Source organism: Sphaerisporangium cinnabarinum (genome assembly GCF_055567015.1).
In genome coordinates this window covers 66,969-92,441 of the sequence record NZ_JBVHRG010000011.1, presented here as the reverse complement: position 1 = coordinate 92,441, position 25,473 = coordinate 66,969, and the positions used below count along the sequence as shown (strand labels likewise).

Here is a 25,473-nt window from a genome sequence, read left to right as displayed (position 1 = left end):
CCCGAAGGTCCCCGACAGGCCCCCGGCACGCCCCCGAGACGCCCCCGGCGGGTGGTCCGCGCGGCTCCGACGGGCCGGTCCGGCGTCGGCTGTGTAGGAAGGAGGGGTGAAGCAGTCAGCAGGGCTCGTGCTCTACCGGTTCCGGGACGACGCCGTCGAGGTGCTCCTCGGGCACATGGGCGGCCCGCTGTGGGCGCGCAAGGACGCCGGCGGCTGGACGATCCCCAAGGGCGAGGTGGAGCCGGGGGAGGACGAGCACGCGGCGGCGCTGCGCGAGTTCGCCGAGGAGCTCGGCGTCCCGGCCCCCGCGGCGGAGGCGCCCGACCTCGACCTCGGCACCGTGCGCCAGCGTGCCGGCAAGCTCGTCGCGGCGTGGGCGCGAGAGGCGGACCTCGACGTCACCGCGATCTCCAGCAACACGTTCGCGCTCGAGTGGCCGCCGCGCTCGGGACGGATGCAGGAGTTCCCCGAGCTCGACCGGGCCGGCTGGTTCCCGCTCGCGCGGGCTCGCGGGCTCGTCGTCGCGGGCCAGGTCCCGCTGCTGGACCGGCTGGAGGAGCTGCTCGCGCGCGAGCCGGCGCAGAGCACGACGACCGAGGGATGACGAGAGCCCGGGACCGCGCGGTCCCGGGCCCGTCGAGCGGGAGGCGTCAGCCGAGCAGGTAGGGCGCCGCGGCGAAGCCTGCGGCGAGCCCGACGAGCGCGACGGCGACGGCGGACAGGTGCGAGCGGCGCGCACGGCTCGCGGTACGGCGGGCTGCGTCGGTCACGGTGGTCATGACGGTCCTCTCGTGGGGGGCGGTTCCAGGGAGAGGGACCACGTCAGACGCGATCCATGACGCGAAACCCGGCCGTCGTGGCGCGATCTGCGTCACACCGCGGCCGCCGAAACGCGCCAACCCTGGTGCAGCATCGTGCACCAGGGTTGGTCGGCTCGCGCGGCGGAGCCCCGACGGGGCCCGCCCGGAGGGTCAGGCGCGCAGGACGAGCGCGTCCCCCTGACCGCCGCCGCCGCACAGCGCCGCCGCGCCGACGCCGCCCCCGCGGCGACGGAGCGCGAGCGCGAGGTGCAGCGCGAGCCGGGCACCGGACGCGCCGACGGGGTGGCCGAGCGCGATGGCGCCGCCGTCGGCGTTGACGACGTCCGCGTCGATGCCGAGGTCCGCGACCGACTGCAGCGCGACGGCGGCGAACGCCTCGTTGATCTCCACAAGGTCGAGGTCCGCCGCGGCGATGCCCTCACGCTTCACGGCGGCCTCGACGGCCCGCGCCGGCTGGGAGTGCAGCGAGTTGTCGGGCCCCGCGACCTGCCCCGCCGCACCGATCTCGGCGAGCCACGGCAGACCGTTGCGCTTCGCGAACGCGCGGCTCGCGACGACGACCGCCGCCGCGCCGTCGGACAGCGGCGAGCTCGACCCGGCGGTGATGGTCCCGTCCTGCACGAAGGCCGGGCGCAGACGCTCCAGGGCCTCGAGCGTCGTGTCGGCACGCACGCCCTCGTCGTGCGCGACGACGACCGGCTCGCCCCGCCGCTGCGGCACCTCGACGGGGGCGATCTCCTCGGCGAGGCGCCCGGCGTCGCGCGCCGCGGCGGCCCGCTGGTGCGAGCGCAGCGCGAACGCGTCCTGCTCCGGGCGGCCGATGCCGCGCGTCGCGCAGCCGCGGTCGGTGAGCTCGCCCATGACCTCGCCGCTGAACGGGTCGTTCAGGCCGTCGTGCGTGAGCGAGTCGGCCATCGTCACGTCCCCGAACGCGAACCCGGAGCGCGACCCGACGACGAGGTGCGGCGCGTTCGTCATGGACTCCTGGCCGCCCGCGACGACGACGCTCGCCTCGCCCGTACGGACCAGCCGGGCCGCGTCGATGATCGCGGTGAGGCCCGAGAGGCACAGCTTGTTGATCGTCACGGTGGGCACGTCCCAGCCGAGGCCCGCGAGGATCGCGGCCTGGCGCGCGGGGCCCTGCTTGGCGCCCGCCTGCACGACCTGCCCGACGATCACCGTGTCGACCTGCTCCGGCGCGACGCCCGCGGCCGCGAGCGCGCCGCGGATCGCGTGCGCGCCGAGCTCGGCCGCCGAGAGCGAGGCGAGCGCGCCGCGGAAGCGCGCGAACGGGGTGCGCGCGCCGTGCAGGAGGACCGGGGTGACCTCGTCCTCGGGGGTGACGGCGGCGGCGTCGGGCAGGGGGCTGGCGTCGGTGCTCATGGGACTCCGATCCGGGGAGGGCGAGGAGACGGGGCGAACAGGAAGGAGCCCCGGCGCCGCGAGGAGGGGCGAGCGGCGCCGGGGAGCAGGGGGAGGGCGTGCGCCCTCGGGGCCGTCAGACGAACGCGGAGACGCCCGTGATGTCGCGTCCGACGATGAGCGCCTGGACCGACTCGGTGCCCTCGTACGTGTGCAGGGCCTCGATGTCGGCGAAGTGCCGCGCGACGCGGTTCTGGAGCAGGATCCCGTTGCCGCCGAGCAGGTCGCGCGCGTTCGCCGCGACCTCGCGCGCCCCGCGGGTGCACGTGTACTTCGCGAGCGACGCCTGCGGGCCGGTGAGCGTCCCCGCCTCGTCGAGCCGCGTCATCTGCGCGACGAGGAGCTGGAGCTGCGTGATCGTCGAGAGCATCCGGGTGAGGCGCTCCTGCACCATCTGGTTCGCGGCGAGCGGGCGCCCGAACTGGACGCGCTGCTTCGCGTACGCGACCGCGGCCTCGTAGCACGCGACCGCGTGCCCGACGGCGGCCCACGCCACCCCGAGGCGGGTCGCGAAGAGCACGCGCGAGGTGTCCTTGAACGACCGCGCGCCCGGCAGGGCGTTCTCGGCGGGGACGAACACGTCGTCGAGCACGACGTGCGCCTGCCAGATCGCGCGGAGCGACACCTTGCCGGTGATGGTCGTGCCCGTGTAGCCCGGGGTGTCCTGCGGCACGACGAACCCGTGGACCTGACCATCGCCGTCGTCGCCGACGAGGCGCGCCCACACGACCGTGATGTGGCCCGACGACCCGTTGCCGATCCACTTCTTCTCGCCGTTCAGCACGTAGCCCTCGACGCCGTCGCGCGTCTCCTTGCGCGCCGTCGTCTCGAGCGAGACGGAGTCCGAGCCGTGGGTGGGCTCGGTGAGCGCGAACGCACCGAGGATCTCCCCGCGCGCCATCGGCTCGGCGTACTTCGCCCGCTGCTCGTCGGAGCCGAGCATCTGGATGCTGCGCAGCGCGAGACCGCCCTGGACGCCGCAGATCGTCGCGACGGAGCCGTCGCCGCGCGACATCTCCATGGCGGCGAGGCCTGCCGCGAGCTGGCTCACGTGCGGACGACCGTCGACGTCGACACCGTCGCGCAGCAGGTCGAGCTCGCCCATGCGCTTGACGAGGTCGAACGGGACCTCGGCACGCTCCCAGTAGTCGTCGATGACGGGCAGCACCTCGTCCTGGACGAACTGCCGGACGCGCTGCAGGTGGGCGCGGTCCTCCTCGGTCGCGTCGGCGAACGCGCCGGCGTAGTCGAGGTCGAGCGGGGTCGCGAGGTCGTAGGTGGGCTCGGTGACGCCGGGCATGATCGGGGTGGTGGGCATCGGTGCTCCCCTGGGAGGGCGGCTGCGGTCGGTCGACCGTCCTCGACGCGGTTGCCCGGGGTGCGGGCCCGGCGTCGGCGGCGGTCCCTCCCATAGTGCAGCGATACCCCGTCTCAGTCAATCGAGACGGGGTATCGAGGTGGCTGGACTGGGCGGCCGGCGGTCAGGCGGGCGCGCCCGCCGCCGCGGCGTCCGCCTCGGCAGCGGCGGCCGCGCGGCGGTTGACGCGCCACCACACGAAGAACCCGACGAGCGTGAACGCGCCGTAGAACACGTACATGAACGCGGACGCGTAGAAGCCGGCGGAGATCAGCAGCGGCACGCCCACGACGTCGACGGCGACCCAGACGAGCCAGAACTCGACCCAGCCCTTCGCCATGCCGTACGTCGCGAGCAGCGAGCCCATGAAGATCCACGCGTCGGCCCAGACCGGCTCGTACGACTCGAGCGCGCGGAACACGGGGGTCAGCAGCGCCGTGCCGCCCACGAGCGCGACGACGAGGAACGCGCGCTGGCGCCACGACGCCCAGCGCGGCACGACGGCGACGCCGTGGCTGTCCGCGTCGGCGTCGCCGAGCCGCGCCTGGGTCTTGCGCCACTGCACCCACCCGTACACCGAGACCACGACGAACATGACCTGGCGACCGGCCTGGCCGAGCAGGTTGACGGGGTTGGGCGTCGCGAACACCGCGCCGAGGAACACCGTGAGCAGCAGGAGGTTGCCGACGATGCCCACCGGCCACGCCCACACCTTGCGCCGCATGCCGCCCAGCGCCGACGCCAGGCCGAACCCGTTGCCCACGATCTCGCGCCACAGCAGGTGCTGGCCGCCGATCGTCAGCTGCGCGTCGAACAGCGCGTGGATCAGGTCCATCGGATGTCCTCGTCCTCCCGGGCACGAGCGCTCCGGGGTGAGGGCGGGCGGCATTGCCGGGCCACGGGGCCCGACGGCGTCGCTCACCACGGCGAGGCCGCGCCCCGTCGCGCGGGCTCGCGAGAGCCCGGCCGAGGACGGCCGCGCCGCACGTGCTTCCTCCCATCCGGACTGTCACCGTCGGTCCTGGAGTTCCACCAGGTCAACCGCGCGTGGGCGCGGGTCGCGGACTGTCACCGCCGGCTCGGAATTGCACCGACCCCGGAGCACGTTCGTGCGTACTGCGTTCTGCAACCGCCGATGCTACTCGCGCATTCCCCCGGCACAGGACTCGCCCCGCACCGTCCCACGGACTGGGACACGAGGCGATCCTGCGCCGCCGAGCAGGTGGTCCTGGTCCGTCCGCGGGCGCAGACGGACCAGGACCACCTGTTCGGCGGGGCGGGGCGGGAGGGGTCAGGCCAGGGCGTCGCGGACGGCGCGCGCGACGTCGTCCGCGACGCCCTGCGCGTCCGCGTCCGCGTCCACCACGGTCACGACGACGCGGCGCGCCGCGGGCACGCCGTCCCCGCTGCGCTCCTGGGCGGCGCCGTCCGGCGCGGCGTACCGGCCGACGGCGGCGCGGCGCAGGTCCGCGAACGCCTCCTCGAGCTGGGGGCGCAGGTCCTGCTCGGGGGAGCGCAGCCACCGGCGCAGGAGCGCGTTGTGCACCGCGACGACGGACGCCGCGAACGCGATGGACGCCGTCGAGCGACGCTCGTCCGGCGGGAGCGCGTCGCGCAGGTACGCCGTGAACGCGCGCTCGTAGCGGTGGGTCGTGACGAGCTCGCGGTCGCGCAGGGCGGGCACCTGCTGGAGGAGCTGCCAGCGGGCCAGGGAGGTCTCGCGCTGCCCGACGTGGTGGTCGAACACCAGCCGCGCCGCGCGGCACACCTCGAGGTACGGGTCGACCGTCGGGTCGGGCGTGAGGTGACCCTCGGCGTCGGGCACGGGCCGCGTCGCGGCGAGCATGACGACGACCTCGTCGAGCAGGAGCTCGTGGTCCGCGAAGACCACGTCCTCCTTGGACCCGTAGCGGCGGAAGAAGGTGGCGCGGCTGACCTGGGCGGCGTCGGCGATCTCCTCGACGGTCGTCTGCTCGTAGCCCTTGCGGGTGAAGAGCTCGATCGCTGCGTCGACGGCCTGGGCATGGGTGCGGCTGCGGACGTCGGTCATGCACCGGACGGTACACCGGTACCCGGCGCTCGCCCGGCCCGGGGGCGGTGGCCCGGCGGCGGCGCCGGGTGCGAGGCTGGTGCCATGCCGGACCAGCCCCGCGTGCACGCGATCCACGTCGCGAAGGCCCGTCGGCTGCCGACGCGGGTCGTCGCGTCGGTCGAGGCCGAGGAGGGCAGGGGCCTCGTCGGCGACCGGTACCACGGGTCGAAGCACCGGCACGTGACGATCCAGACGCTCACCGACCTCGCGGCCGCCTCCGCGGACCTCGGGCACGAGATCGACCCCGGTCTCACGCGGCGCAACGTCACGCTCACCCACGGCGACCTGCCCACGAAGCCCGGCTCGTTCCTGCGGATCGGGGACGTCGAGCTCCAGGTGCTGCGGATCGCCGCGCCGTGCCGGCTGCTCGACGACTGGATCGCGCCCGGCGCGATGCGCGCGATGCACGCGCGGGGCGGCGTCGTGTGCCGTCTGCTGTCGTCCGGCACGGTCCGGGCCGGCGACGTCGTGGTGTGGGACGAGGCGGCCGCCGGCGGGGCGTGAGCCCCGGGGCGGCCTCCGGTCCGACGGTGGCCGGGCGCGTGCCGTCGGCAGCGGCGCCCGTGCTTCGACGGTAGACCCGGGATGGCCTCCGCGTCGACGGCCGGGGCGGGTGAGACGACGGCCGTCCACAGGCCCGGAGGTCGTCCACAAACCCGGTGCCGTGGGCCCCGCCGGGTGGCACCATGGCGGCCATGCTCGTGACCCTCGCCGCGACGGCGTCCCCCGGGACGCTCGACGACGCCACCGACCTCGGCTACCTGCTGCACAAGCACCCGGACCGGGCGCAGGTGTTCGACCTTCCCGTCGGCCGCGCGCACGTCTTCTACCCCGAGGCGACGGCGGAGCGGTGCGAGGCCGCGCTCTTGCTCGAGGTCGACCCGGTGGGGATCGTGCGGAACAAGCGGTTCGGCGGCGGCGACGCGTTCGCGCTCGCGCAGTACGTGAACGACCGCCCGTACGCCGCGTCGTCGATGGTCGCGGTCGCGCTCGGCAAGGTGTTCGCGACGGCGATGAGCGGCCGGTGCGACGCACGACCGGCGCTCGCGGACGCCCCGATCCCGCTCGACGTGCACGTGCCGTCCCTCCCGTGCCGCGGCGGTGCGGACCTCGCGCGCCGGCTGTTCGAGCCGCTGGGCTGGAGCGTCACGGCGACGGCGGAGCCGCTCGACCCGACGGTGCTGGCGTGGGGCGCGTCGCGCTACGTCGACCTGCGCCTGCGCGGCACCCGACGGCTCGCGGACGCGCTCGCGCAGCTCTACGTGCTGCTGCCCGTGCTCGACGACGCGAAGCACTACTGGGTCTCGACCGACGAGGTGGACAAGCTCGTGCGCGCGGGCGGCGGCTGGCTCGCGGACCACCCGGAGCGTGCGCAGATCCTGCGCCGCTACCTCGCGCACCAGCGCCGCTACGTCGAGGACGCCACCGCGCGTCTCACCGCGCTCGACGGGGACGTCCCCGAGGAGGACGCCGCACCCGCCGCCGGCACGCCGGCCGGCGCCGTCGCGTCGTCCGACGTGGGCCCGCAGGGCGCCCTGACGGGGACCGGCGCCGTCACGGCGGGCGACGCCGAGGGTACGCCGGAGCCGCCGCTCGCGCGGCAGCGGGCCGACGCGGTGATCGCCGCCCTGCACGACGCCGGGGCGCGGACCGTCGTCGACCTCGGGTGCGGCGAAGGCGCGCTCCTGCGCCGCCTCGCCGCGGACCGGACCTTCACGCGCGTGCTCGGGACCGACGTGTCGGCGCGCGAGCTCGAGCGGGCGGCGGCGCGCCTGCGCCTGCACGAGGCGAGCGACGCGGAGCGCGAGCGGGTGCGGCTCGTGCAGTCGTCGCTCACGTACGTCGACGACCGCGTGGCGGGGTTCGACGCCGCGGTGCTCATGGAGGTCGTGGAGCACGTCGACCCGTCGCGCCTCGACGCGCTCACGGCCGCCGTGCTGGGCCACGCCCGGCCGCGGACCGTCGTCGTGACGACGCCGAACGCCGAGTACAACGTCCACTACCCGAACCTGCTGGACGGGCCCGGGGGCGCGCTCGTGCGCCACCCCGACCACCGGTTCGAGTGGACGCGCGCGGAGCTGCGCGCGTGGGCGGACGCCGCGGGGGAGCGCTACGGGTACGCGGTCGAGCTGCGCGACGTCGGCCCGCTCGCCCCCGACGTCGGGGCGCCCACCCAGATGGCGGTGCTGACCCTCGTCCCGGACGCGGCGACGCCCGACACCCCGGAGGCCCCGGCCCCGGCACGGACCACGGAGGAGGCCCGATGACCGGGCAGACGGCCGAGCGCGCGACCCCGCAGTCGACCACGGGCGCGACCCCGAGCACGACGGGCGAGCTGCGCGTGCCCGCGTCGAGCCTCGTGGTGCTCGTCGGCGTGTCCGGCTCGGGGAAGTCGACCTTCGCGCGCGAGCACTTCGGGCCGTACGAGACGGTGTCGTCGGACGTGTGCCGCGGGCTCGTGTCGAACGACGAGAACGACCAGGCGGCCACGCGGGCGGCGTTCGAGGTCCTGGAGACCATCGTGTCCAAGCGGCTGGAGGCGAACCTGCTCACCGTCGTCGACGCGACGAACGTGCAGCGCGAGGCCCGCGTGTCGCTCGTCGCGCTCGCCCGCGCGCACGACGTCCTGCCCGTCGCGATCGTCCTCGACGTGCCGGAGAAGGTGGCCGTGGAGCGGAACGCGGCGCGGGCGGACCGCGGGTTCGGCGCGCACGTCGTGAAGCGCCAGCGCGCGGCGCTGCGGTCGTCGCTGAAGAGCCTCCAGCGCGAGGGCTTCCGCACCGTGCACGTGCTGCGCGGGGCGGACGAGGTGGCGGCGGCGCGCATCGTGCGCACGCCCCTGCTCACCGACCGTCGCGACGAGCATGGTCCGTTCGACGCGATCGGCGACGTGCACGGCTGCCTCGACGAGCTGGTGACGCTGCTCGGGGCGCTCGGCTACGCCGTCGTGCGCGACGACGCCGGCCGGCCCGTCGACGCCGCGCACCCCGAGGGCCGGCGCGCGATCTTCCTCGGCGACCTCGTCGACCGCGGGCCGGACTCCCCGGGGGTGCTGCGGCTCGCGATGGGCATGGTCCGTGCGGGGCACGCGCTCGCGGTGCCGGGCAACCACGAGCACAAGCTCGTGCGGGCGCTCGGCGGGCGCGACGTCACGGTCTCCCACGGCCTCGAGACGACGCTCGCGCAGCTCGCCGAGGAGCCGGAGGAGTTCCGGGGCGAGGTCGAGTCGTTCTGCCGCGAGCTCGTGTCCCACCTCGTGCTCGACGACGGCCGCCTCGTGGTCGCGCACGCCGGGCTGAAGGAGTCCTACCAGGGCCGCGCGTCGGGCCGCGTGCGCAGCTTCGCGCTGTACGGCGACACGACCGGCGAGACCGACGAGTTCGGCCTGCCCGTGCGCTACCCGTGGGCCGACGACTACCGCGGCCGCGCCACGGTCCTCTACGGGCACACGCCCACCCCCGAGGCCGAGTGGGTCAACAACACGATGTGCCTCGACACCGGGTGCGTCTTCGGCGGGAAGCTGTCCGCCCTGCGCTACCCGGAGAAGGAGGTCGTGCAGGTGCCGGCCGCACGCGAGTACTACGCGCCGGCGCGCCCCTTCCTGCCCGACGGCGCGGCCGGCCACGGAGCGCCCGCGCGCGCGGACGACCTGCTGAGCGTCACGGACGTGCTCGGCCGCCGCGGCGTCGAGACGGCGACGCACGGGCGCGTGACCGTGAGCGAGGAGCAGGCGGCGGGGGCGCTCGAGGTGATGAGCCGGTTCGCCGTGGACCCGCGCCTGCTGCTCCACCTGCCGCCGACGATGAGCCCGGTCGCGACCTCGACGCTGCCCGGCCTGCTCGAGCACCCGGACGGCGCGTTCGCCGCGTACGCGCGCGACGGCGTCGACCGCGTGGTGTGCGAGGAGAAGCACATGGGGTCGCGCGCCGTCCTGCTCGTCGCGCGCGACTCGGGGCCGGGCGGCTCCCGCGTCGTCGCCGAGCGGTTCGGGATCGAGGCGCCCGGTGCCGTCCACACCCGCACCGGGCGGTCGTTCCTCGACGGCTCGACGACGGAGCTCCTCCTCGCGCGGGTCGCCGCGGCCCTGGAGGCGGCCGGGACGTGGGACGCGCTCGGTGCCGACTGGGTCCTGCTCGACGCCGAGGTGCTGCCGTGGTCGCTCAAGGCCGACCAGCTCCTGCGCGACCAGTACGCGAGCGTCGGCGCGGCCGCGCGAGCCGTCATGCCCGCGGCGCTCGGGGCCCTCGCCGCGGCCGAGGCGCGGGGCGTCGACGTGGGCGACCTCCGTCGCCGGACGGCGCGGCGCGCGACCGACGCCGAGCTCTTCGTCGAGGCGTACCGGCGCTACCGCTGGGACACGGGCGCGGCCAGTGCTGCGGGCACAGGCCCGGTCGGTGACGGTGCGGGCGCCGACCCGCTGCGAGGCGTCCAGGTCGCCCCGTTCCAGGTGCTCGCGAGCGGGACGGCCGGGAGGCCGGGCTCGCCGGAGGTCACGGGGGCGACGTACGCCGACCGCGACCACCTGTGGCACCTCGGCGTCGCGGACGCGCTCGTCGCCGCGGACCCGGCGCTGTTCCGGGCGACGCGGCGCGTGGTCGTCGACCTTGCCGACGACGCGTCGCGCGCCGAGGGCACGACGTGGTGGGAGGAGCTCACGGCGACCGGGGGAGAAGGGATGGTCGTCAAGCCGCTCGCCAACCTCGTGCGGCGGCGCGGGGTGCCGGGCAAGGGCGGCGGGCTCGTCCAGCCCGGCCTCAAGGTCCGCGGTCGGGAGTACCTGCGCATCATCTACGGCCCCGAGTACACCGAGGAGCGCAACCTCGAGCGCCTGCGCGAGCGGTCGCTGGGACGCAAGCGCTCGCTCGCGCTGCGCGAGTACGCGCTCGGTCTGGAGGCGCTGGACCGGGTCGCACGCGGCGAGCCGACCTGGCGCGTCCACGAGCCGGTGTTCGCGGTGCTGGCGCTGGAGTCGGAACCGGTCGACCCGCGGCTCTGAACCGGGTCGCCCCCGTAGGGGCGCCTCGGGGGCCGGGGTGGGTCAGCCGCCGAGGAACGCCTTCATCGCGAGGGTCGAGAAGAGCACCGCGCCGGCGGCGACGGCCAGCGCGACGACCCAGCCGTTCGCCCGCTCGACCGGGGGGACGGCGGGCCGGCGCGCGGGGGCGGCGCCCCGGCGTCGGGCACGGGACGCGCGGCGCGCGGTGAAGCGCAGGCCGCGCGCGGCCGCGTGGGTGGACGGCTGCTCGGGTGAGCCGTCGTGGGCGGGGAACGCGGTGTCCCGGGCGGGGGTGGGGGTCACGGTGCGCCTCCGGAGGTTGGCCGGCGCCGCTGACCGGCGCCGTACGGCCAGTCTTCCCCGCGGCGCACCTCGGGCGCGTCGCCCGTCCGGTGGATCCTGCGGCCCACCGGGGTGCGACCTCCGGATGACGAGCGCGTGCTCCTCGTGGCCCGGTGGGTGCACCCCGCCGCACGACGGTCAGCGCGGCGCGTTCTCCTGGTACCGGGGTCGGCCGCCCCGGGCGGCGCGCTGGAGGTAACGGACCTCGCGCAGCGCGACGGCGGCAGCGACCACCAGGGGGACCCAGGCCCAGACGCGGCCGCGCAGCACGAGCACGAGGCACACGACCGCGACGACGATCCCGCCGAGCACGGTCGCGACGCTCGCCCAGCGCACGCCGGTCCGGACGTCGTCGGCGCGTTGCCACCAGCGGCGCATCCGCTCAACGAGGCCGGGGCGGGGTGCCGGCCCCGGTCCGGCGCTCATGCGCGGGCCTCGCGCGTGAGGGCGACGCCCTCGATGCTGCGGACGGCCATGCGGAGCGCGTCGGCGCGCGAGATCTCGCCGTCGTCGGCCATGGACCACGCGTTGAACAGCATCCACCACAGCGTGCGGACGATCCACGCCACGCTGAGCTGGTCGTCGACGACACCGGCCTCCTGCCCGCGGCGCAGCAGCTCCCGCACCGGCTCCTCGGCCTGCTCGGCCTCGGCCCAGAACGCGGACTCGGCGTCGGCGAGCTCGGTGAACAGCACCATGTACCAGGGGCCGAGGTCGAAGTACTCGAAGGCGAGGCGGCGCAGCGCGGACGCCGGGGGCCCGTCGTCGAGCCGGGCGGCGGCGATCGCCGCGCGCGTGCGCTCGACGGTCTCGGCGCCGATCGCCTCGACGAGGTCGGCGCGCTCGGGGAAGTAGCGGTGGAGCGTCGTGCGGCCCACCTGGGCGGCCTGCGCGACGTCGGCGAGCGACGCGGACTTGTCCGTGCTGAGCACGGAGACCGCCGCGTCGAGGATCGCGCGCCGGGTGCGGGTGCGGGTGCCGCTCGGGGGCGGCGCGTCGGGAGCCGCTCGGGAGGGCGTGGCCGCAGGGGTGTCCCGCGCGCTCGTTCGTGCCGTCACGCGGCCCACGATAGCCCTCGTCGTCGCGGAACGCCGCTTGTCACTCGTGGAACAGCCGTGTTCCACTAGGGGTGTCGAGCGCTCCGGTGCGCGACCGCCCGCACCGCGTCAACGACAGTTGACACGAGAGAGGATGTCAACCATGGTTGACGACATGTCCCCGACCGCTCCCAGCGGCCCCGAGGCTCCGCCGACTCCTCCCGACGGCACGCCCCGCGGCCCGTTCCTCCCGCGCCTCGCGGTGCTGTGGCAGTTCGTCCGCCCGCACCGCCGGACCCTCCTGCTCGGCCTCGTGCTCGGTCTCGGCACGACGGCCGCGACCCTCGCCACGCCGATGGTCACCAAGTGGGTGCTCGACACACTCGGCACGGGGGCGTCGCTGACGCCGGCCGTGCTCACGCTCGTCGGGCTGCTGCTCGTCGGGCTCGTGCTCGGGCTGTGGCAGTGGATCCTGCTCGGCACGCTCGCCGAGCGCGTCGTGCTCGACGCGCGGTCGTCCATGGTGCGGCGCTTCTTCCGCGCGCGGATCGGCGCGCTCACGGGCCGCCCGACGGGCGAGCTCGTCACGCGCGTCACCTCCGACACGGTGCTGCTGCGCGAGGCGGCGTCGTCGAGCCTGGTCATCCTCGTGAACCTGGCGGTGTCCCTCGTCGGCACGGTGGTGCTCATGGGTGTGCTCGACCTCGTCCTGCTGGGCACGACCCTCGGGGCGATCGTCGTCATCGGCGTCCTCGTCGGCGCCCTCATGCCCCGCATCGCCAAGGCGCAGGAGAAGGCGCAGGAGTCGCTCGGCAGCCTCGGCGGCACGCTCGAGGGCGGGCTGCGCGCGATCCGCACCATCAAGGCCAGCCGCGCCGAGGGGCGCCAGATCGACCGGGTGCTCGACGACGCCCAGGACTCCGCGCGCCACAGCGTGCGGGCCGTGCGGACCGAGGCGGTCGCCTGGAGCATCGCCGGGGGCGGCATCCAGCTCGCGATCATCGTCATCCTCGCGCTCGGCGCGTGGCGCGTGGACCAGGGTCTGCTGGCCGTGTCGAGCCTCGTCGCGTTCCTGCTCTACGCGTTCCAGATCGTCGAGCCCGTCACGGGGCTGACGATGAACGTCACGCAGCTCCAGGCCGGGATCGCCGCCGCAGGCCGGATCCGCGAGGTCCAGGCGATCGAGCCGGAGGAGGACGACGACCCGGCCGCGCGTCGTCCTGCCGGGGTGGGCCCGGCGTCGGGCACGGTGGCTCCCCACGACGCGCCGCGTTTGTCGCTGCGCGGCGTCACCGCGCGCTACCTCCCGGGCGGCGAGCCCGTGGTGCGCGACCTCGACCTCGACGTACCCCCACGCGGCCAGGTCGCGATCGTCGGCCCGTCCGGGGCGGGCAAGACCACGACCTTCTCGCTCCTGCTGCGCTTCCTCCAGCCCGAGTCGGGGCAGATCCTCCTCGACGGCGTCCCCTACGACGACCTGACCTTCGACGACGTGCGGCGCCGCTTCGCGTACGTCGAGCAGGAGACCCCCGTCGTGCCGGGCACCATCCGCGAGAACCTGCGCCTCTCCGACCCCGCCGCGACCGAGGAGGCGATGTGGGCCGCGCTCGCGCAGGTCCGGCTCGAGGCCAAGGTGCGCTCGCTCGCCGACGGCCTCGACACGTCGCTCGTCGGGACGACCGTCTCGGGTGGAGAGCGCCAACGCGTCGCCCTCGCGCGCGCCGTCCTGCACGCGCCCGACGTGCTGCTCCTCGACGAGGCCACCGCACAGGTCGACGGGCTCACCGAGGCCGCCGTGCACGCCGTCATCGAGGACCTGGCCCGCGACCGCGCCGTCGTGACCATCGCGCACCGCCTGTCCACGGTCATCGACGCCGACGTCATCCTCGTCATGGAGGACGGCCGCGTCCGCGCGCGCGGCACGCACCCCCAGCTCCTCGCGACCGACGAGCTCTACCGCGAGCTCGTCGCCGCCCTCCGCATCGCCACCGAGGAGGCCCCCGCACCGCGCTGACCCGGGTGCCGCGATGAGTTCCGCGCCCGCCCGCGGTCGGACGTGTCGTCAGGACGGACGACGGCGGTCGCGGCGCACGCGGACCGCGGAGGGTGAGGGCGGCATGGGGAACGTGACGTGCGACGTGGCGGTGTCGGTGGACGGGTACTCCTCGCGCCCCGACCAGACGCTGGAGCACCCGTTCGGCGCGGGCGTGGACCTGCACCGGTGGATGTTCGAGACGGCCGACGAGAACGCGGCCGAGATCGCCGCGATCGTCGACGCGGGAGCGTTCGTCATGGGCAGGAACATGTTCACGCCCGGGCGAGGGGAGTGGGACCCGGGCTGGCGGGGCTGGTGGGGCCCGGAGCCGCCCTACCACGCGCCGGTGTTCGTGCTCACGCACCACCCGCGCGAGCCGCTCGTCCTGGAGGGCGGGACGACGTTCTTCTTCGTCACCGACGGCATCGGGTCCGCCGTCGCGCAGGCGCGGGCGGCGGCGGGGGACCGGGACGTCGCCATCGCAGGCGGGGCTGCGACCATCAACCAGGTGATCACGGCGGGGCTGCTCGACGAGCTCCGGCTGCACGTCGTGCCCCAGGTCCTCGGCCACGGCGACCGCGTGCTCGACGGCGTCCCGCCCCTCGCGCTCGAGACCGTCGCCGTGCGGGCGGCGTCCCAGGTGACCCACGTGACCTACCGGGTACGGGGGCCGCTCGGCTGATGTGCCCCGGCGGAAGGCTCTCCCGGGGGAGCCTCAGCCGAGCACGGCGAGGAGGAGCGGCGCCGCGACGACCAGCACGACCACCGACCCGAGCACGACGACCCGCCGCCACGGGCCGACGTCGTCCCGCGCCCGGCGCTCGCGCCTCCGGTCGGTCCACGCCGCGCCGTCGTACCAGCGCTCGCTCCCCGAGCCCGGTGCGTCCGCGTACCACCCCGCCGATGCCTTGCGCACGTCGCCTCCTCGCGTCCCGGGTCGGTGAGCCCTCGCACGACATGTGTCGCGGGTCCTCTGTCTCTGACACGCAGCGACGCCCCGAGAGGTTCCACCCGAGCGGGAGGACGTGCCGGAGGTGCGGCACACTGTGCGCGTGGAGAACGCTCCCGAGCGTGACGGGCCCGTGCCCTACAGCTCGGCGACCTGCGCGGCGCCGTCCGTCGCGATCTGCTCGAACACGCGCTCGCCGGCCGCGAACTGGGTCCCGGGGATGGGTCGGTGGACGACGAGCTCCGTGATGCCGGCCTCCGCGTAGCCGTGCGCGGTCTCGACGAACGCGTCGACGGACTCCAGCGCCGGGTCGGGCGTGAAGCCCGTGAGGAGGACGCGCTCCACCGACGCCGGGTCGCGCCCGGCGTCACGGCACGCGGCCTCGAGCCGCGCGACCTGGTCGCGGACGGCGGCGCGCGACTGCGCCGGGGTCGCGTCGTCCCCGAGCCGGCCGTCGCCCGTCGTCACCCACGCCTGGCCGTAGCGCGCGGCCAGCCGCAGCCCGCGCGGGCCGGTCGCGGCGATCGCGAAGGGGACCCGCGGCGACTGGACGGGACCCGGGATGGTCCGCGCCTCGTGCGCCCGGTAGTGCCCCTCCTCGTGGGTGACGGCGGGCTCGGTGAGCAGGCGGTCCAGCAGGATCGTGAAGTCCCGCAGCCGGTCGGCGCGCTCCCGGGCCGACCACGGCTCGCCGCCGAGCACCGTCGCGTCGAAGCCCGTCGTCCCCGCGCCGAGGCCGACGGTCACGCGTCCGCCCGACAGGTCGTCGAGCGTCATGACGTCCTTCGCGAACGTCACCGGCTCGCGGAAGTTGGGCGACGACACGAGCGTGCCCAGCCGCACCCGCTCCGTGACGCCCGCCGCGGCGGCGAGCGTCGGGACGGCCCCGAACCAGGGACCGTCGCGGAACGACCGCCACGACAGGTGGTCGTACGTGTAGGCGGCGTGGAACCCGAGGTCGTCGGCGGACCGCCAGACGTCCCGGCCCTCGCGCCACGGGTAGATCGGCAGGATCACGGTGCTCACGCGCATGGTCGCCAGCCTAGGGTGGGGGAGTGATCCAGCACACCGTCGCCTTCCGCCTCGTCCACCCCGCCGGCAGCACGGAGGAGTCCGAGTTCCTCGGCACCGCCCGCGCGACGCTCACCGGGGTCCCGGGCGTCCGGGACTTCACCGTCTCGCGCCAGGTGAGCCCGAAGAGCCCGCTGACGTTCCAGTTCTCCATGGTGTTCGACGACGACGCCGCGTACGCCGCGTACGACGCCCACCCGGACCACCGCCGCTTCGTCGCCGAGCGGTGGGGCCCCGAGGTCGCGGAGTTCCAGGAGCTCGACCTCGTTCCTCTGACGGACTGACCGCACCGCCTTCGCGGAGCGGGCGTCGTGCGGGCGGGGGCGGGCGCGCGGTGTGGCAGGGTGACGGCATGACCCAGATCGACCTGCGCATCTTCACCGAGCCCCAGCAGGGCGCGTCGTACGACGACCTCCTCGCTGTCGCGAAGGCCACCGAGGACCTCGGTTTCGACGCCTTCTTCCGCTCCGACCACTATCTCGTCATGGGCGACGGCGACGGGATGCCCGGCCCGACCGACGCCTGGACGACGCTCGCCGGCCTGGCCCGCGAGACGAGCCGCATCCGGCTCGGCACGCTGGTGTCGTCGGCGACGTTCCGCCACCCCGGCGTGCTGGCGATCCAGGTCGCGCAGGTCGACCAGATGTCGGGCGGCCGCGTCGAGCTCGGCCTGGGTGCGGGCTGGTACGCGCGCGAGCACGAGGCGTACGGCATCCCGTTCCCGGAGAAGCGGTTCGGGATCCTCGAGGAGCAGCTCGCGGTGATCACCGGGCTGTGGGAGACGCCGGTCGGCGAGACGTTCTCGTTCAGCGGCGAGCACTACACGCTCACGGACTCCCCGGCCCTGCCGAAGCCCGCGCAGGAGCGCGTCCCGGTGATCGTCGGCGGCCACGGGCCCCGGCGCACCCCGGCGCTCGCGGCCCGGTACGCCAGCGAGTTCAACGCCGCGTTCCCCGACCCGGGGGTCCTGCCCGACCGGTTCGAGAACGTGCGCGCCGCATGCCTCGACGCCGACCGCGACCCCGACTCGCTCGTGTACTCGGCGGCGTTCGTCGTCGCGGTGGGCAAGGACGAGGCGGAGTTCCGCCGTCGGGCCGACGCGATCGGGCGCGAGCCCGACGAGGTGCGCCGCAACGGCCTGGCCGGCACGGTCGGCGAGGTCGCGGACAAGATCGCGGCCGCCGCGGAGCAGGGCGCGACGCGCTTCTACCTCCAGGTGCTCGACCTGCACGACCTCGACCACCTGGAGCTCATCGCGAGCGAGGTCGTGCCGCAGCTGCCGTGACGTCCGCGTCCGTGGGGGCGCCCGGGAAACACCGCCGTGACGTCGGGCCACTACCCTGCACCGGGGGTTTTTTCACACGGGCTTCACGGACGGGAGAGACATGAGCGCCATCGGGTGGCGGTTGCACGGCAACGGGAAGACGGTCCGACCGGGGGACGTCGTCGACCCGGACGAGCGTCTGACCTGGCCGCGGACCATCGGGATCGGGATGCAGCACGTCGTCGCCATGTTCGGCGCGACGTTCCTCGTGCCGCTCCTCACGGGCTTCTCGCCCGCGACGACGCTGTTCTTCTCCGCGGTCGGCACGGTCGGGTTCCTGCTCATCACGCGCAACCGCCTCCCGAGCTACCTCGGGTCGAGCTTCGCGTTCATCGCGCCGATCGGGGCCGCGACGGCGTCGCAGGGCCAGTCGGTCGCGGTCGGCGGGATCCTCGTCACGGGCCTCGTGCTCGCCGCCGTCGGGCTCGTGGTCCACGTGGCGGGCGCGCGGTGGATCGACGTCGTCATGCCGCCGATCGTCACCGGCACCATCGTCGCGCTCATCGGGCTCAACCTCGCCCCGGCTGCGTGGGGCAACTTCCAGCAGGCGCCGGTCACGGCCGTCGTCACGCTCGCCGCGATCATCCTCGTGAGCGTCCTGTTCAAGGGGATCCTCGGGCGGCTGTCGATCCTCGTCGGCGTGGTCGTCGGCTACGTCGTGGCCGTGATCCAGGGCGAGGTGTCGTTCGACGCGGTGCGGAAGGCTGCCTGGTTCGGGCTCCCGGAGTTCGTCACGCCGACGTTCGACGTGGCCGTGCTCGGCCTGTTCGTCCCGGTCGTGCTGGTGCTCATCGCGGAGAACGTCGGGCACGTGAAGTCGGTCGCCGCGATGACGGGCAAGAACCTGGACGACCTCACCGGCCGCGCGCTCTTCGCGGACGGCCTCGCGACGACGTTCGCGGGGATCGGCGGCGGGTCGGGCACGACGACCTACGCCGAGAACATCGGCGTCATGGCCGCGACGCGCGTCTACTCGACCGCGGCGTACTGGGTCGCGGCGGCGACCGCGCTGGTGCTCTCCCTGTCGCCGAAGTTCGGCGCCCTCATCGCGACGATCCCGGTCGGCGTCCTGGGCGGCGCCGCGACGATGCTCTACGGCATGATCGGCATCCTGGGCGCACGCATCTGGGTGCAGAACAAGGTCGACTTCTCCGACCCGGTCAACCTCACGACGGCGGCCGTGCCGCTCGTCGTCGGCATCGCCAACTTCACGTGGGCCGTGGGCGACCTGACCTTCGAGGGGATCGCGCTCGGCACCGCTGCGGCGCTCGTGATCTACCACGTGATGCGGAACCTCTCGCGGTGGCGCGGCACGACCCAGGAGCCCGCCAGCCCGGCGTCGGCCCCCGGGGGCGACGAGCCCGCCGTCCACGAGGCGGTCGAGGACGCCCGCTGACGCGACGCGCGTGCGCGGCCTCCACGGAGGCTCCACGGAGCCGACGGCCCGGCGGGCACCAGCCCGCCGGGCCGTCGGCTAGAGGCGCAGGCCGAGGACGAGGCCCTCGGCGACGTCCAGCCGGGTGAAGCCGAGGTGCTCGTAGAAGCCGATCGCGGACGCGTTGTCCTCCGCCACGCCGAGGTGCACCCCGGGCGACCCGGCGGCGCGCAGGGCGTCGAAGAGCACCTCCATGAGGCGGCGGCCGTTCCCGCCGCCCTGGGCCGACGGCAGCAGGTCGACGTGCAGGTGCGACGGGTAGTCGCCGAGCACGGACGGGTCGGTGCGGTGCGGGCGGTGGATCTGCTCGACGAGCGCCTCGTCGCGCGACCCCGCGGGGAAGCTCCCGAGGGGGTAGCGCGCCCGCAGCGGCGGCCACCACTCCCGCTCGCACCGGTCCTCGAACGCGGCGGTGTCGCGGGCGCCGAGCACGTAGCCGGCCACGACGCCGTCGGCCTCGACGACGGACGCCAGGCCCGGCTCGAGCGCGAGGTACGCGCCGAGGTAGACCTCGCCGAGCAGGCGCGGGTCGGTGTAGAGCCCGCTCGCGTCGGCGCCGGACGCACCGGTCCGCAGGCAGATCTCGTACAGGCGGTCGACCTCGGCGGGGTCGGTGGTCCGGGCGGGCCGGAGGGGCAGGGTGCTCATGGGTACCGTTCGGCGGTCAGGAGGCCCGGCGGGCGCCGGGCCGGGACGTGCTAGCCCTCGGCGGGGGGCACGGGCAGCGGGCGGGGCGTGATCTCCTCGATCGGCACGCACCCCGCGCGGCTCTCGAGCGGGACGTCGCCGGACAGGCCGACGAGCTCCGGATCCACGATGTTCTCGAAGTCGGCGCCCACGTAGAGGTCGACGGTCGCGTCCTCGCGCGCGTCGAGCACGAGGCCCGGGTTCTCGTAGTGCGCGGCGAGGGTGTATGCCTGCGCGACGCCCGCGGCACCGAAGTGGATCTGCGTGCGCGACACGACGTCGGACTTCCCGTCGCCGTCGAGGTCCGGGGCGTTGCCCGTCGAGAGCACCGCGAACCCGCGCGACGTGAGGATGTCCTGGTTGAGCCGGCCCAGCGGGTCGTCCTTGCCGGACGCGTTGTAGACGTTGACCTGGATGTCGCCCGTGGCGACGGGCAGCGTGCCGTCCGCGAGGCAGGGGACCTTGACGTCCGCGAGGTCGTCGACGGCCTCGGGCGAGGACAGCTCCCGGTCGAACGGCGCCTCGATCGCCCCGGTGTACACGGCGAGGGCGCCGATCCCGACGACGGCGAGCGCCGCGATGAGCAGCCCGAACACGACGGCCTGGCGCTCGTGCATGCGCCGGCGGCGGACGGCGCGCGCGGTGTCGGGGCGGAGTGTCACGCCAGCAACCTACCGGACCGGCCGCTCATCGCAGCGTCAGCACGCGCGCGTGCAGGATCGCCCGCTGCTGCAGGGCGGCGCGGACGGCGCGGTGCAGGCCGTCCTCAAGGTAGAGGACGCCGTCGAACTCGACCACGTGCGCGAAGAGGTCGCCGAAGAACGTGGAGTCCTCGGCGAGGAGTGCGTCGAGGTCGAGCGTGCGCTTGGTGGTGACGAGCTCGTCGAGGCGCACCTGACGCGGGGGCACCTCCGCCCAGTCGCGGGCGGTGACCCGGCCGTGGTCCGGGTAGGGGCGCCCGTCGCCGACGGCCTTGAAGATCATGCGGGACATCCTAGGTGCCCGACGGCGGCCGCCGCCCCCGATGGCGGGGTGCCGGTCACGCAGTCGTCACGAACTCCCCACGGGAACCGACGGGCTCGTCCGCGACCGCCCGGACCGGGCGGGGGCCGTGAGGAGATCGTTAGCGTCGCGCCCCGCGCCGTATGGGTCCCGTGAGGACGGCCTCCGGCGCCTCGGGGCGGGTGTTCGATCGTCGTCGGCGCCCCGTCCGGTGGGCGCCCGGCCGCCCGACAGGGGGCCGTCGGTCTCGACCTGGGGACGTCTCGTGCTCGACATCGTCTACGTGCTCGGCGTGATCGCCGTGTTCGTGCTGGTCGCCGGAATCGGGAAGGCGGTGGAGAAGCTGTGATCGTGCTCGAGCTCCTCGCCGCGGCTCTCGGTGCGGCGGCGATCGTGTATCTCGTGGTGGCGCTCGTGAGACCGGAGCGTTTCTGATGACCTGGATCTTCGCGCTCCTCGCGCTCGGGACCGTCGCCCTGGTCCTCGCGGCGCTCTACCGCCCGCTGGGCGACCACATGGCGCGGGTCTACTCCACGCCGAAGGACTGGCGGGTGGAGCGTGGCCTGTACCGCGTCCTGGGCGTCGACCCCCGCTCCGAGCAGACGTGGCCCGCCTACCTGCGCAGCATCCTCGCGTTCTCGGCCGTGGGCCTCCTGCTCCTCTACCTGCTCCAGCGCACGCAGCAGTGGCTGCCGTACTCGCTCGGGCTGCCCGCGCCGTCGGAGCACCTCGCGTTCAACACGGCCGCGTCGTTCGTGGGCAACACGAACTGGCAGTCGTACTCGCCGGAGCAGACGCTCGGGTACACCGTGCAGCTTGCCGGGCTCGCGGTGCAGAACTTCGTGTCCGCGGCGGTCGGCATGGCGGTCGCGGTCGCGCTCGTGCGGGGCTTCGCGTACCGCCGGGTCGGCACGATCGGGAACTTCTGGGTGGACCTCGTGCGCGGGTGCCTGCGCATCCTGCTCCCGATCTCCCTCGTGGGCGCGGTCGTGCTGCTCGTCGGCGGTGTCGTGCAGAACTTCGACGGCTTCACGCAGGTGACGACCCTCGCGGGCGGCACCCAGAGCGTGCCGGGCGGGCCGGTGGCCTCGCAGGAGGTCATCAAGCTGCTCGGCACGAACGGCGGCGGGTTCTTCAACGTGAACTCGGCGCACCCGTTCGAGAACCCGTCGGCGTGGACGAACGTCGTCGAGGTCCTGCTCATGCTCGTCATCCCGTTCTCTCTGCCGCGCACGTTCGGCCGGATGGTCGGCGACGACCGGCAGGGCTACGCGATCCTCGCGACGATGGGCGTGCTCTTCGTGGCCTCGTTCGTGGCCCTGACCGCGCTGGAGTCCGCCGGGAACGGCACGGCGCCGCAGCTCGCCGGGGGTGCGATGGAGGGCAAGGAGGCGCGGTTCGGGATCATCGGCTCGACCCTCTTCGCCACGACGAGCACCACGACGTCGACCGGCGCGGTCAACTCGATGCACGACTCGTACACCGCGCTGGGCGGGATGCTCCCGCTCCTCAACATGATGCTCGGCGAGGTCGCGCCGGGCGGCGTCGGCTCCGGGCTCTACGGGATGCTCGTGCTGGCCGTCATCGCGGTCTTCGTCGCGGGCCTGCTCGTCGGGCGCACGCCGGAGTACCTGGGCAAGAAGATCGGGCCGCGCGAGATCAAGCTCGCGAGCCTCTACATCCTCGTCACGCCGACCCTCGTGCTCGCCGGCACGGCCCTGAGCTTCGCGATCCCGGCGGTGCGCGAGAGCGTCGAGACGGTGTCGATCTGGAACCCGGGCGTGCACGGCACGACCGAGGTGCTGTACGCGTTCACGTCGGCGGCCAACAACAACGGGTCGGCGTTCGCGGGTCTCACCGCGAACACCCCGTGGCTCAACACCGCGCTCGGGGTCGCGATCCTGCTCGGCCGGTTCGTGCCGATCGCCCTCGTCCTCGCGCTCGCGGGGTCGCTCGCGCAGCAGGACAAGGTGCCCGCGACCGTCGGCACGCTGCCGACCCACCGTCCCCAGTTCGTGGGGCTCCTGATCGGCGTGGTGGTCCTCCTCACCGCGCTCACGTACTTCCCCGTTCTCGCGCTGGGTCCCCTGGCTGAAGGGCTGCTGTAACCCATGTCCACGCTCACCCACCCGTCCCCGCGCGCCGTGCACCGGCCGGCCGCGACCACCGGCGGCCTGTTCACCTGGTCGCAGGTGCGCCAGGCGCTGCCCGGCGCGTTCCGCAAGCTCGACCCGCGTCAGATGTGGCGCAACCCCGTGATGTTCCTCGTCTGGGTCGGGGCAGCGCTCACCACCGTGATCGCGGTCGTCGAGCCGTTCCTCGGCGGCCCGGAGGAGTCGGGCGGCACGCCCGTCCCCGGGTCCTTCACGGTGGTCATCGCCGTGTTCCTGTGGCTCACGGTCCTCTTCGCCAACCTCGCGGAGTCGGTCGCCGAGGGCCGCGGCAAGGCCCAGGCCGACTCGCTGCGCCGGACCCGCACCGCGACCGTCGCGCACCGGGTCACCGTGTACGACGAGACGGCCGACCCCGGGGCCCTGCGCGCCCACGCGGTCGAGGTGTCCTCGGCCGACCTGCGGCTGGGGGACGTCGTCGTCGTCGAGGCGGGGGAGCTGGTCCCCGGCGACGGCGAGATCGTCTGGGGCATCGCGTCCGTCGACGAGTCGGCGATCACGGGCGAGTCCGCGCCGGTGATCCGGGAGTCGGGCGGCGACCGGTCCGCGGTGACCGGCGGCACGCGCGTCCTGTCGGACCGCATCGTCGTGCGCGTCACCTCGATGCCCGGCGAGACGTTCGTCGACCGGATGATCGCGCTCGTCGAGGGCGCGAGCCGGCAGCGCACACCGAACGAGATCGCGCTGAGCATCCTGCTCGCGTCGCTGTCGATCGTGTTCGTCGTGGTCGCCCTCACGCTCAACCCCGTCGCGTCGTACGCGGCGAGCCCCGTGAGCGTCGCGGTGCTGGTCGCGCTCCTCGTCTGCCTCATCCCGACGACGATCGGCGCGCTGCTCTCGGCGATCGGCATCGCGGGCATGGACCGCCTCGTGCAGCGCAACGTGCTCGCGATGTCCGGCCGCGCGGTCGAGGCGGCGGGCGACGTCACGACCCTGCTGCTCGACAAGACGGGCACCATCACCTACGGCAACCGGCAGGCCGCGCGGTTCGTCGCGCTGCGCGACGTCGACGAGCGCGAGCTCGTCCGCGCCGCCGCGCTGTCCTCGCTCGCGGACCCGACCCCGGAGGGGACGTCGATCGTCGAGCTCGCGCGTCGCGGGGGCCTCGACGTCGGGCCGACCGCGCCCGGCGAGATCGTGCCGTTCACGGCGCAGACCCGGATGTCGGGTATCGACGAGCCGGACGGCACCCAGATCCGCAAGGGCGCCGGGTCGGCCGTGACGGCGTGGGTCGAGGAGGGCGGCGAGCGGGCGGCGTCGAGCGTCCTCGCGGAGCTGGACGACGTCGTGGAGGAGGTCGCGCAGTCGGGCGGCACGCCGCTCGTGGTCGCGGTCCGGACGCCGGACGGCGTGAGCCGCGTGCTCGGCGTCGTCCACCTCAAGGACGTCGTGAAGGAGGGCATCGCGGACCGCTTCGCCGAGCTGCGGTCGATGGGCATCCGCACGGTGATGATCACGGGCGACAACCCGCTCACCGCCGCCGCCATCGCGCAGGAGGCCGGCGTCGACGACTTCCTGGCCGAGGCCACGCCCGAGGACAAGCTCGCGCTCATCCGCGCCGAGCAGGAGGGCGGCAACCTCGTCGCCATGACGGGCGACGGCACGAACGACGCGCCCGCCCTGGCGCAGGCCGACGTGGGGGTCGCGATGAACTCCGGAACGTCGGCCGCGAAGGAGGCCGGCAACATGGTCGACCTCGACTCGGACCCGACGAAGCTCATCGACGTCGTGCGCATCGGCAAGCAGCTCCTCATCACGCGCGGGGCGCTCACCACGTTCTCCGTCGCCAACGACGTCGCGAAGTACTTCGCGATCATCCCCGCGATGTTCATGGGCGTGTTCCCCGGCCTCGAGGTGCTCAACGTCATGGGCCTCAGCTCGCCGTCGTCGGCGGTGCTGTCGGCGATCGTCTTCAACGCGATCGTCATCGTGCTGCTCATCCCGCTCGCGCTGCGCGGCGTGCGGTACCGGCCGGCCGACGCCTCGACGATCCTCGGGCGGAACCTCCTCGTCTACGGCGTCGGCGGCCTCGTGGCCCCGTTCGTCGGCATCTGGCTCATCGACCTGGTCGTGCGCCTCATCCCCGGCTACTGACCCCGACGACCAGGAGAGACCTCATGAACACCACGACACGCAGCACCGGGCGGGTCGTCTGGGTCGCGACCCGGGCGATGCTCGTCCTCACCCTCCTCCTCGGCGTCGGGTACACGCTCGTCGTCACCGGCGTCGGGCAGCTCGTCCTGCCGGCGCGCGCCGACGGGTCGCTCGTGCACGACGGCGCGGGCCGGGTCGTCGGGTCGGCCCTGCTCGGGCAGGCGTTCACCGACGCCGACGGCGACCCGCTGCCCGAGTACTTCCAGCCCCGGCCGTCGGCCGCGGGCGACGGGTACGACGCCGCGGCGTCGTCGGGCTCGAACCTCGGCCCCGAGAACGAGGACCTCGTCGCCGCGATCACGGAGCGGCGCGCCCAGGTCGCCGAGCGCGAGGGCATCGACCCCGCCGACGTCCCCGTGGACGCGCTCACGGCCTCGGGCTCCGGCCTCGACCCGCACATCAGCCCGGCGTACGCCGCCGTCCAGGTCGACCGTGTCGCGACGGCGCGCGGCCTGACCACCGCGCAGGTCGAGGAGCTCGTCGCGCGGCACACTGGGGGGCGTGCGCTGGGGTACCTCGGCGAGCCGACGGTGAACGTGCTCGAGCTCAACGTCGACCTGGACCGGATCGGAGGCTGA

General features: G+C 74.5%; 27 protein-coding genes and 1 riboswitch. Of the genes, 14 read left to right on the top strand and 13 right to left on the bottom strand.

Annotation, left to right across the window (positions count from 1 at the left end; genetic code table 11):
* The first annotated feature begins 106 nt into the window (after nucleotides 1–106).
* On the top strand, nucleotides 107–604 hold the full coding sequence (locus ACZ4MO_RS15935) for an NUDIX domain-containing protein (RefSeq protein WP_175009277.1): 498 nt from the start codon (nucleotides 107–109) through the stop codon (nucleotides 602–604).
* Between the two features lie 46 nt (nucleotides 605–650).
* Here ACZ4MO_RS15935 and ACZ4MO_RS15930 read toward each other — a convergent pair whose 3' ends face one another.
* The 5 genes from ACZ4MO_RS15930 to ACZ4MO_RS15910 all read right to left on the bottom strand — a co-directional run bounded on the left by ACZ4MO_RS15930 (nucleotide 651) and on the right by ACZ4MO_RS15910 (nucleotide 5,650).
* Nucleotides 651–779: a hypothetical protein gene (locus ACZ4MO_RS15930; RefSeq protein WP_255179672.1), complete on the bottom strand. Its 129-nt coding sequence runs from the start codon at nucleotides 777–779 to the stop codon at nucleotides 651–653.
* 192 nt (nucleotides 780–971) lie between these two features.
* A complete protein-coding gene (locus ACZ4MO_RS15925; protein WP_175009276.1) occupies nucleotides 972–2,204 on the bottom strand; it encodes an acetyl-CoA C-acyltransferase in 1,233 nt (410 codons plus the stop codon).
* Nucleotides 2,205–2,319: 115 nt separating this feature from the next.
* Nucleotides 2,320–3,561: an acyl-CoA dehydrogenase family protein gene (locus ACZ4MO_RS15920; protein ID WP_175009275.1), complete on the bottom strand. Its 1,242-nt coding sequence runs from the start codon at nucleotides 3,559–3,561 to the stop codon at nucleotides 2,320–2,322.
* Between the two features lie 163 nt (nucleotides 3,562–3,724).
* Nucleotides 3,725–4,435, bottom strand: coding sequence for a nicotinamide riboside transporter PnuC (gene pnuC, locus ACZ4MO_RS15915; protein WP_175009274.1), 711 nt, complete (start codon nucleotides 4,433–4,435; stop codon nucleotides 3,725–3,727).
* 149 nt (nucleotides 4,436–4,584) lie between these two features.
* Nucleotides 4,585–4,708, bottom strand: a riboswitch (FMN riboswitch).
* Nucleotides 4,709–4,891: 183 nt separating this feature from the next.
* Nucleotides 4,892–5,650 (bottom strand): TetR family transcriptional regulator, encoded by a 759-nt coding sequence (locus ACZ4MO_RS15910; protein ID WP_175009273.1) that lies wholly within the window; start codon nucleotides 5,648–5,650, stop codon nucleotides 4,892–4,894.
* Between the two features lie 84 nt (nucleotides 5,651–5,734).
* Here ACZ4MO_RS15910 and ACZ4MO_RS15905 point away from each other — a divergent pair, with 84 nt between their 5' ends.
* The 3 genes from ACZ4MO_RS15905 to ACZ4MO_RS15895 all read left to right on the top strand — a co-directional run bounded on the left by ACZ4MO_RS15905 (nucleotide 5,735) and on the right by ACZ4MO_RS15895 (nucleotide 10,688).
* Nucleotides 5,735–6,196: an MOSC domain-containing protein gene (locus ACZ4MO_RS15905; RefSeq protein WP_175009272.1), complete on the top strand. Its 462-nt coding sequence runs from the start codon at nucleotides 5,735–5,737 to the stop codon at nucleotides 6,194–6,196.
* 191 nt (nucleotides 6,197–6,387) lie between these two features.
* On the top strand, nucleotides 6,388–7,959 hold the full coding sequence (locus ACZ4MO_RS15900; protein ID WP_175009271.1) for a 3' terminal RNA ribose 2'-O-methyltransferase Hen1: 1,572 nt from the start codon (nucleotides 6,388–6,390) through the stop codon (nucleotides 7,957–7,959).
* On the top strand, nucleotides 7,956–10,688 hold the full coding sequence (locus ACZ4MO_RS15895) for a polynucleotide kinase-phosphatase (protein WP_175009270.1): 2,733 nt from the start codon (nucleotides 7,956–7,958) through the stop codon (nucleotides 10,686–10,688). Before ACZ4MO_RS15900 ends, ACZ4MO_RS15895 begins: the two co-directional genes overlap by 4 nt.
* A 42-nt stretch (nucleotides 10,689–10,730) precedes the next feature.
* On the opposite strand, the gene ACZ4MO_RS15890 is transcribed toward ACZ4MO_RS15895, so the two are convergent.
* The 3 genes from ACZ4MO_RS15890 to ACZ4MO_RS15880 all read right to left on the bottom strand — a co-directional run bounded on the left by ACZ4MO_RS15890 (nucleotide 10,731) and on the right by ACZ4MO_RS15880 (nucleotide 12,088).
* Nucleotides 10,731–10,991, bottom strand: coding sequence for a hypothetical protein (locus ACZ4MO_RS15890; protein ID WP_175009269.1), 261 nt, complete (start codon nucleotides 10,989–10,991; stop codon nucleotides 10,731–10,733).
* A 177-nt stretch (nucleotides 10,992–11,168) separates the two neighbouring features.
* Entirely contained in the window at nucleotides 11,169–11,456 is a 288-nt protein-coding gene (locus ACZ4MO_RS15885) for a hypothetical protein (RefSeq protein ID WP_255437281.1), read from the bottom strand.
* Nucleotides 11,453–12,088 carry a TetR family transcriptional regulator gene (locus ACZ4MO_RS15880; RefSeq protein WP_175009268.1) on the bottom strand — a complete coding sequence of 212 codons (636 nt, stop codon included), beginning with the start codon at nucleotides 12,086–12,088 and terminating at the stop codon, nucleotides 11,453–11,455. The genes ACZ4MO_RS15885 and ACZ4MO_RS15880 overlap by 4 nt, the downstream gene beginning before the upstream one ends.
* Before the next feature lie 241 nt (nucleotides 12,089–12,329).
* Between ACZ4MO_RS15880 and ACZ4MO_RS15875 the strand changes: the two genes are divergently transcribed.
* Nucleotides 12,330–14,081, top strand: a complete 1,752-nt coding sequence (locus ACZ4MO_RS15875; RefSeq protein ID WP_499279240.1) for an ABC transporter ATP-binding protein — start codon at nucleotides 12,330–12,332, stop codon at nucleotides 14,079–14,081.
* Between the two features lie 103 nt (nucleotides 14,082–14,184).
* Entirely contained in the window at nucleotides 14,185–14,784 is a 600-nt protein-coding gene (locus ACZ4MO_RS15870; protein ID WP_175009267.1) for a dihydrofolate reductase family protein, read from the top strand.
* A gap of 33 nt (nucleotides 14,785–14,817) precedes the next feature.
* Here the strand turns inward: ACZ4MO_RS15870 and ACZ4MO_RS15865 are convergent, their stop codons facing one another.
* Complete coding sequence (locus ACZ4MO_RS15865; RefSeq protein ID WP_186810449.1) at nucleotides 14,818–15,018, bottom strand: DUF2510 domain-containing protein; 201 nt, start codon at nucleotides 15,016–15,018, stop codon at nucleotides 14,818–14,820.
* A 171-nt stretch (nucleotides 15,019–15,189) separates the two neighbouring features.
* Nucleotides 15,190–16,083, bottom strand: a complete 894-nt coding sequence (locus ACZ4MO_RS15860; protein ID WP_175009265.1) for an LLM class flavin-dependent oxidoreductase — start codon at nucleotides 16,081–16,083, stop codon at nucleotides 15,190–15,192.
* Between the two features lie 23 nt (nucleotides 16,084–16,106).
* Here ACZ4MO_RS15860 and ACZ4MO_RS15855 point away from each other — a divergent pair, with 23 nt between their 5' ends.
* The 3 genes from ACZ4MO_RS15855 (at nucleotide 16,107) to ACZ4MO_RS15845 (ending at nucleotide 18,842) form a co-directional block, all read left to right on the top strand.
* The gene (locus tag ACZ4MO_RS15855; protein WP_175009264.1) at nucleotides 16,107–16,406 is read left to right on the top strand and encodes a Dabb family protein; all 300 of its coding nucleotides are present in this window, start codon (nucleotides 16,107–16,109) and stop codon (nucleotides 16,404–16,406) included.
* A 77-nt stretch (nucleotides 16,407–16,483) separates the two neighbouring features.
* Nucleotides 16,484–17,407 (top strand): TIGR03560 family F420-dependent LLM class oxidoreductase, encoded by a 924-nt coding sequence (locus ACZ4MO_RS15850; protein ID WP_175009356.1) that lies wholly within the window; start codon nucleotides 16,484–16,486, stop codon nucleotides 17,405–17,407.
* Nucleotides 17,408–17,507: 100 nt separating this feature from the next.
* Nucleotides 17,508–18,842: a solute carrier family 23 protein gene (locus ACZ4MO_RS15845; protein WP_175009263.1), complete on the top strand. Its 1,335-nt coding sequence runs from the start codon at nucleotides 17,508–17,510 to the stop codon at nucleotides 18,840–18,842.
* Between the two features lie 78 nt (nucleotides 18,843–18,920).
* On the opposite strand, the gene ACZ4MO_RS15840 is transcribed toward ACZ4MO_RS15845, so the two are convergent.
* Genes ACZ4MO_RS15840 through ACZ4MO_RS15830 form a run of 3 tightly spaced genes read right to left on the bottom strand, consistent with a single transcriptional unit; the run spans nucleotide 18,921 to nucleotide 20,552 of the window.
* Nucleotides 18,921–19,529 carry a GNAT family N-acetyltransferase gene (locus ACZ4MO_RS15840; RefSeq protein ID WP_175009262.1) on the bottom strand — a complete coding sequence of 203 codons (609 nt, stop codon included), beginning with the start codon at nucleotides 19,527–19,529 and terminating at the stop codon, nucleotides 18,921–18,923.
* Nucleotides 19,530–19,579: 50 nt separating this feature from the next.
* Nucleotides 19,580–20,230, bottom strand: a complete 651-nt coding sequence (locus ACZ4MO_RS15835; RefSeq protein ID WP_043652283.1) for a LytR C-terminal domain-containing protein — start codon at nucleotides 20,228–20,230, stop codon at nucleotides 19,580–19,582.
* Between the two features lie 25 nt (nucleotides 20,231–20,255).
* Nucleotides 20,256–20,552, bottom strand: a complete 297-nt coding sequence (locus tag ACZ4MO_RS15830; RefSeq protein ID WP_021480409.1) for a type II toxin-antitoxin system VapB family antitoxin — start codon at nucleotides 20,550–20,552, stop codon at nucleotides 20,256–20,258.
* A gap of 229 nt (nucleotides 20,553–20,781) precedes the next feature.
* Here ACZ4MO_RS15830 and ACZ4MO_RS15825 point away from each other — a divergent pair, with 229 nt between their 5' ends.
* From ACZ4MO_RS15825 to kdpC, 5 genes are read left to right on the top strand one after another with little or no spacing between them, the layout of a single operon-like run.
* Nucleotides 20,782–20,919: a hypothetical protein gene (locus ACZ4MO_RS15825; protein WP_163188684.1), complete on the top strand. Its 138-nt coding sequence runs from the start codon at nucleotides 20,782–20,784 to the stop codon at nucleotides 20,917–20,919.
* Nucleotides 20,916–21,005 (top strand): potassium-transporting ATPase subunit F, encoded by a 90-nt coding sequence (locus ACZ4MO_RS15820; protein ID WP_061268977.1) that lies wholly within the window; start codon nucleotides 20,916–20,918, stop codon nucleotides 21,003–21,005. The genes ACZ4MO_RS15825 and ACZ4MO_RS15820 overlap by 4 nt, the downstream gene beginning before the upstream one ends.
* Nucleotides 21,005–22,678 carry a potassium-transporting ATPase subunit KdpA gene (gene kdpA / locus ACZ4MO_RS15815; RefSeq protein ID WP_175009261.1) on the top strand — a complete coding sequence of 558 codons (1,674 nt, stop codon included), beginning with the start codon at nucleotides 21,005–21,007 and terminating at the stop codon, nucleotides 22,676–22,678. Before ACZ4MO_RS15820 ends, kdpA begins: the two co-directional genes overlap by 1 nt.
* Before the next feature lie 3 nt (nucleotides 22,679–22,681).
* Entirely contained in the window at nucleotides 22,682–24,835 is a 2,154-nt protein-coding gene (gene kdpB / locus ACZ4MO_RS15810; protein ID WP_175009260.1) for a potassium-transporting ATPase subunit KdpB, read from the top strand.
* A 23-nt stretch (nucleotides 24,836–24,858) separates the two neighbouring features.
* Nucleotides 24,859–25,473, top strand: a complete 615-nt coding sequence (gene kdpC, locus ACZ4MO_RS15805; RefSeq protein ID WP_175009259.1) for a potassium-transporting ATPase subunit KdpC — start codon at nucleotides 24,859–24,861, stop codon at nucleotides 25,471–25,473.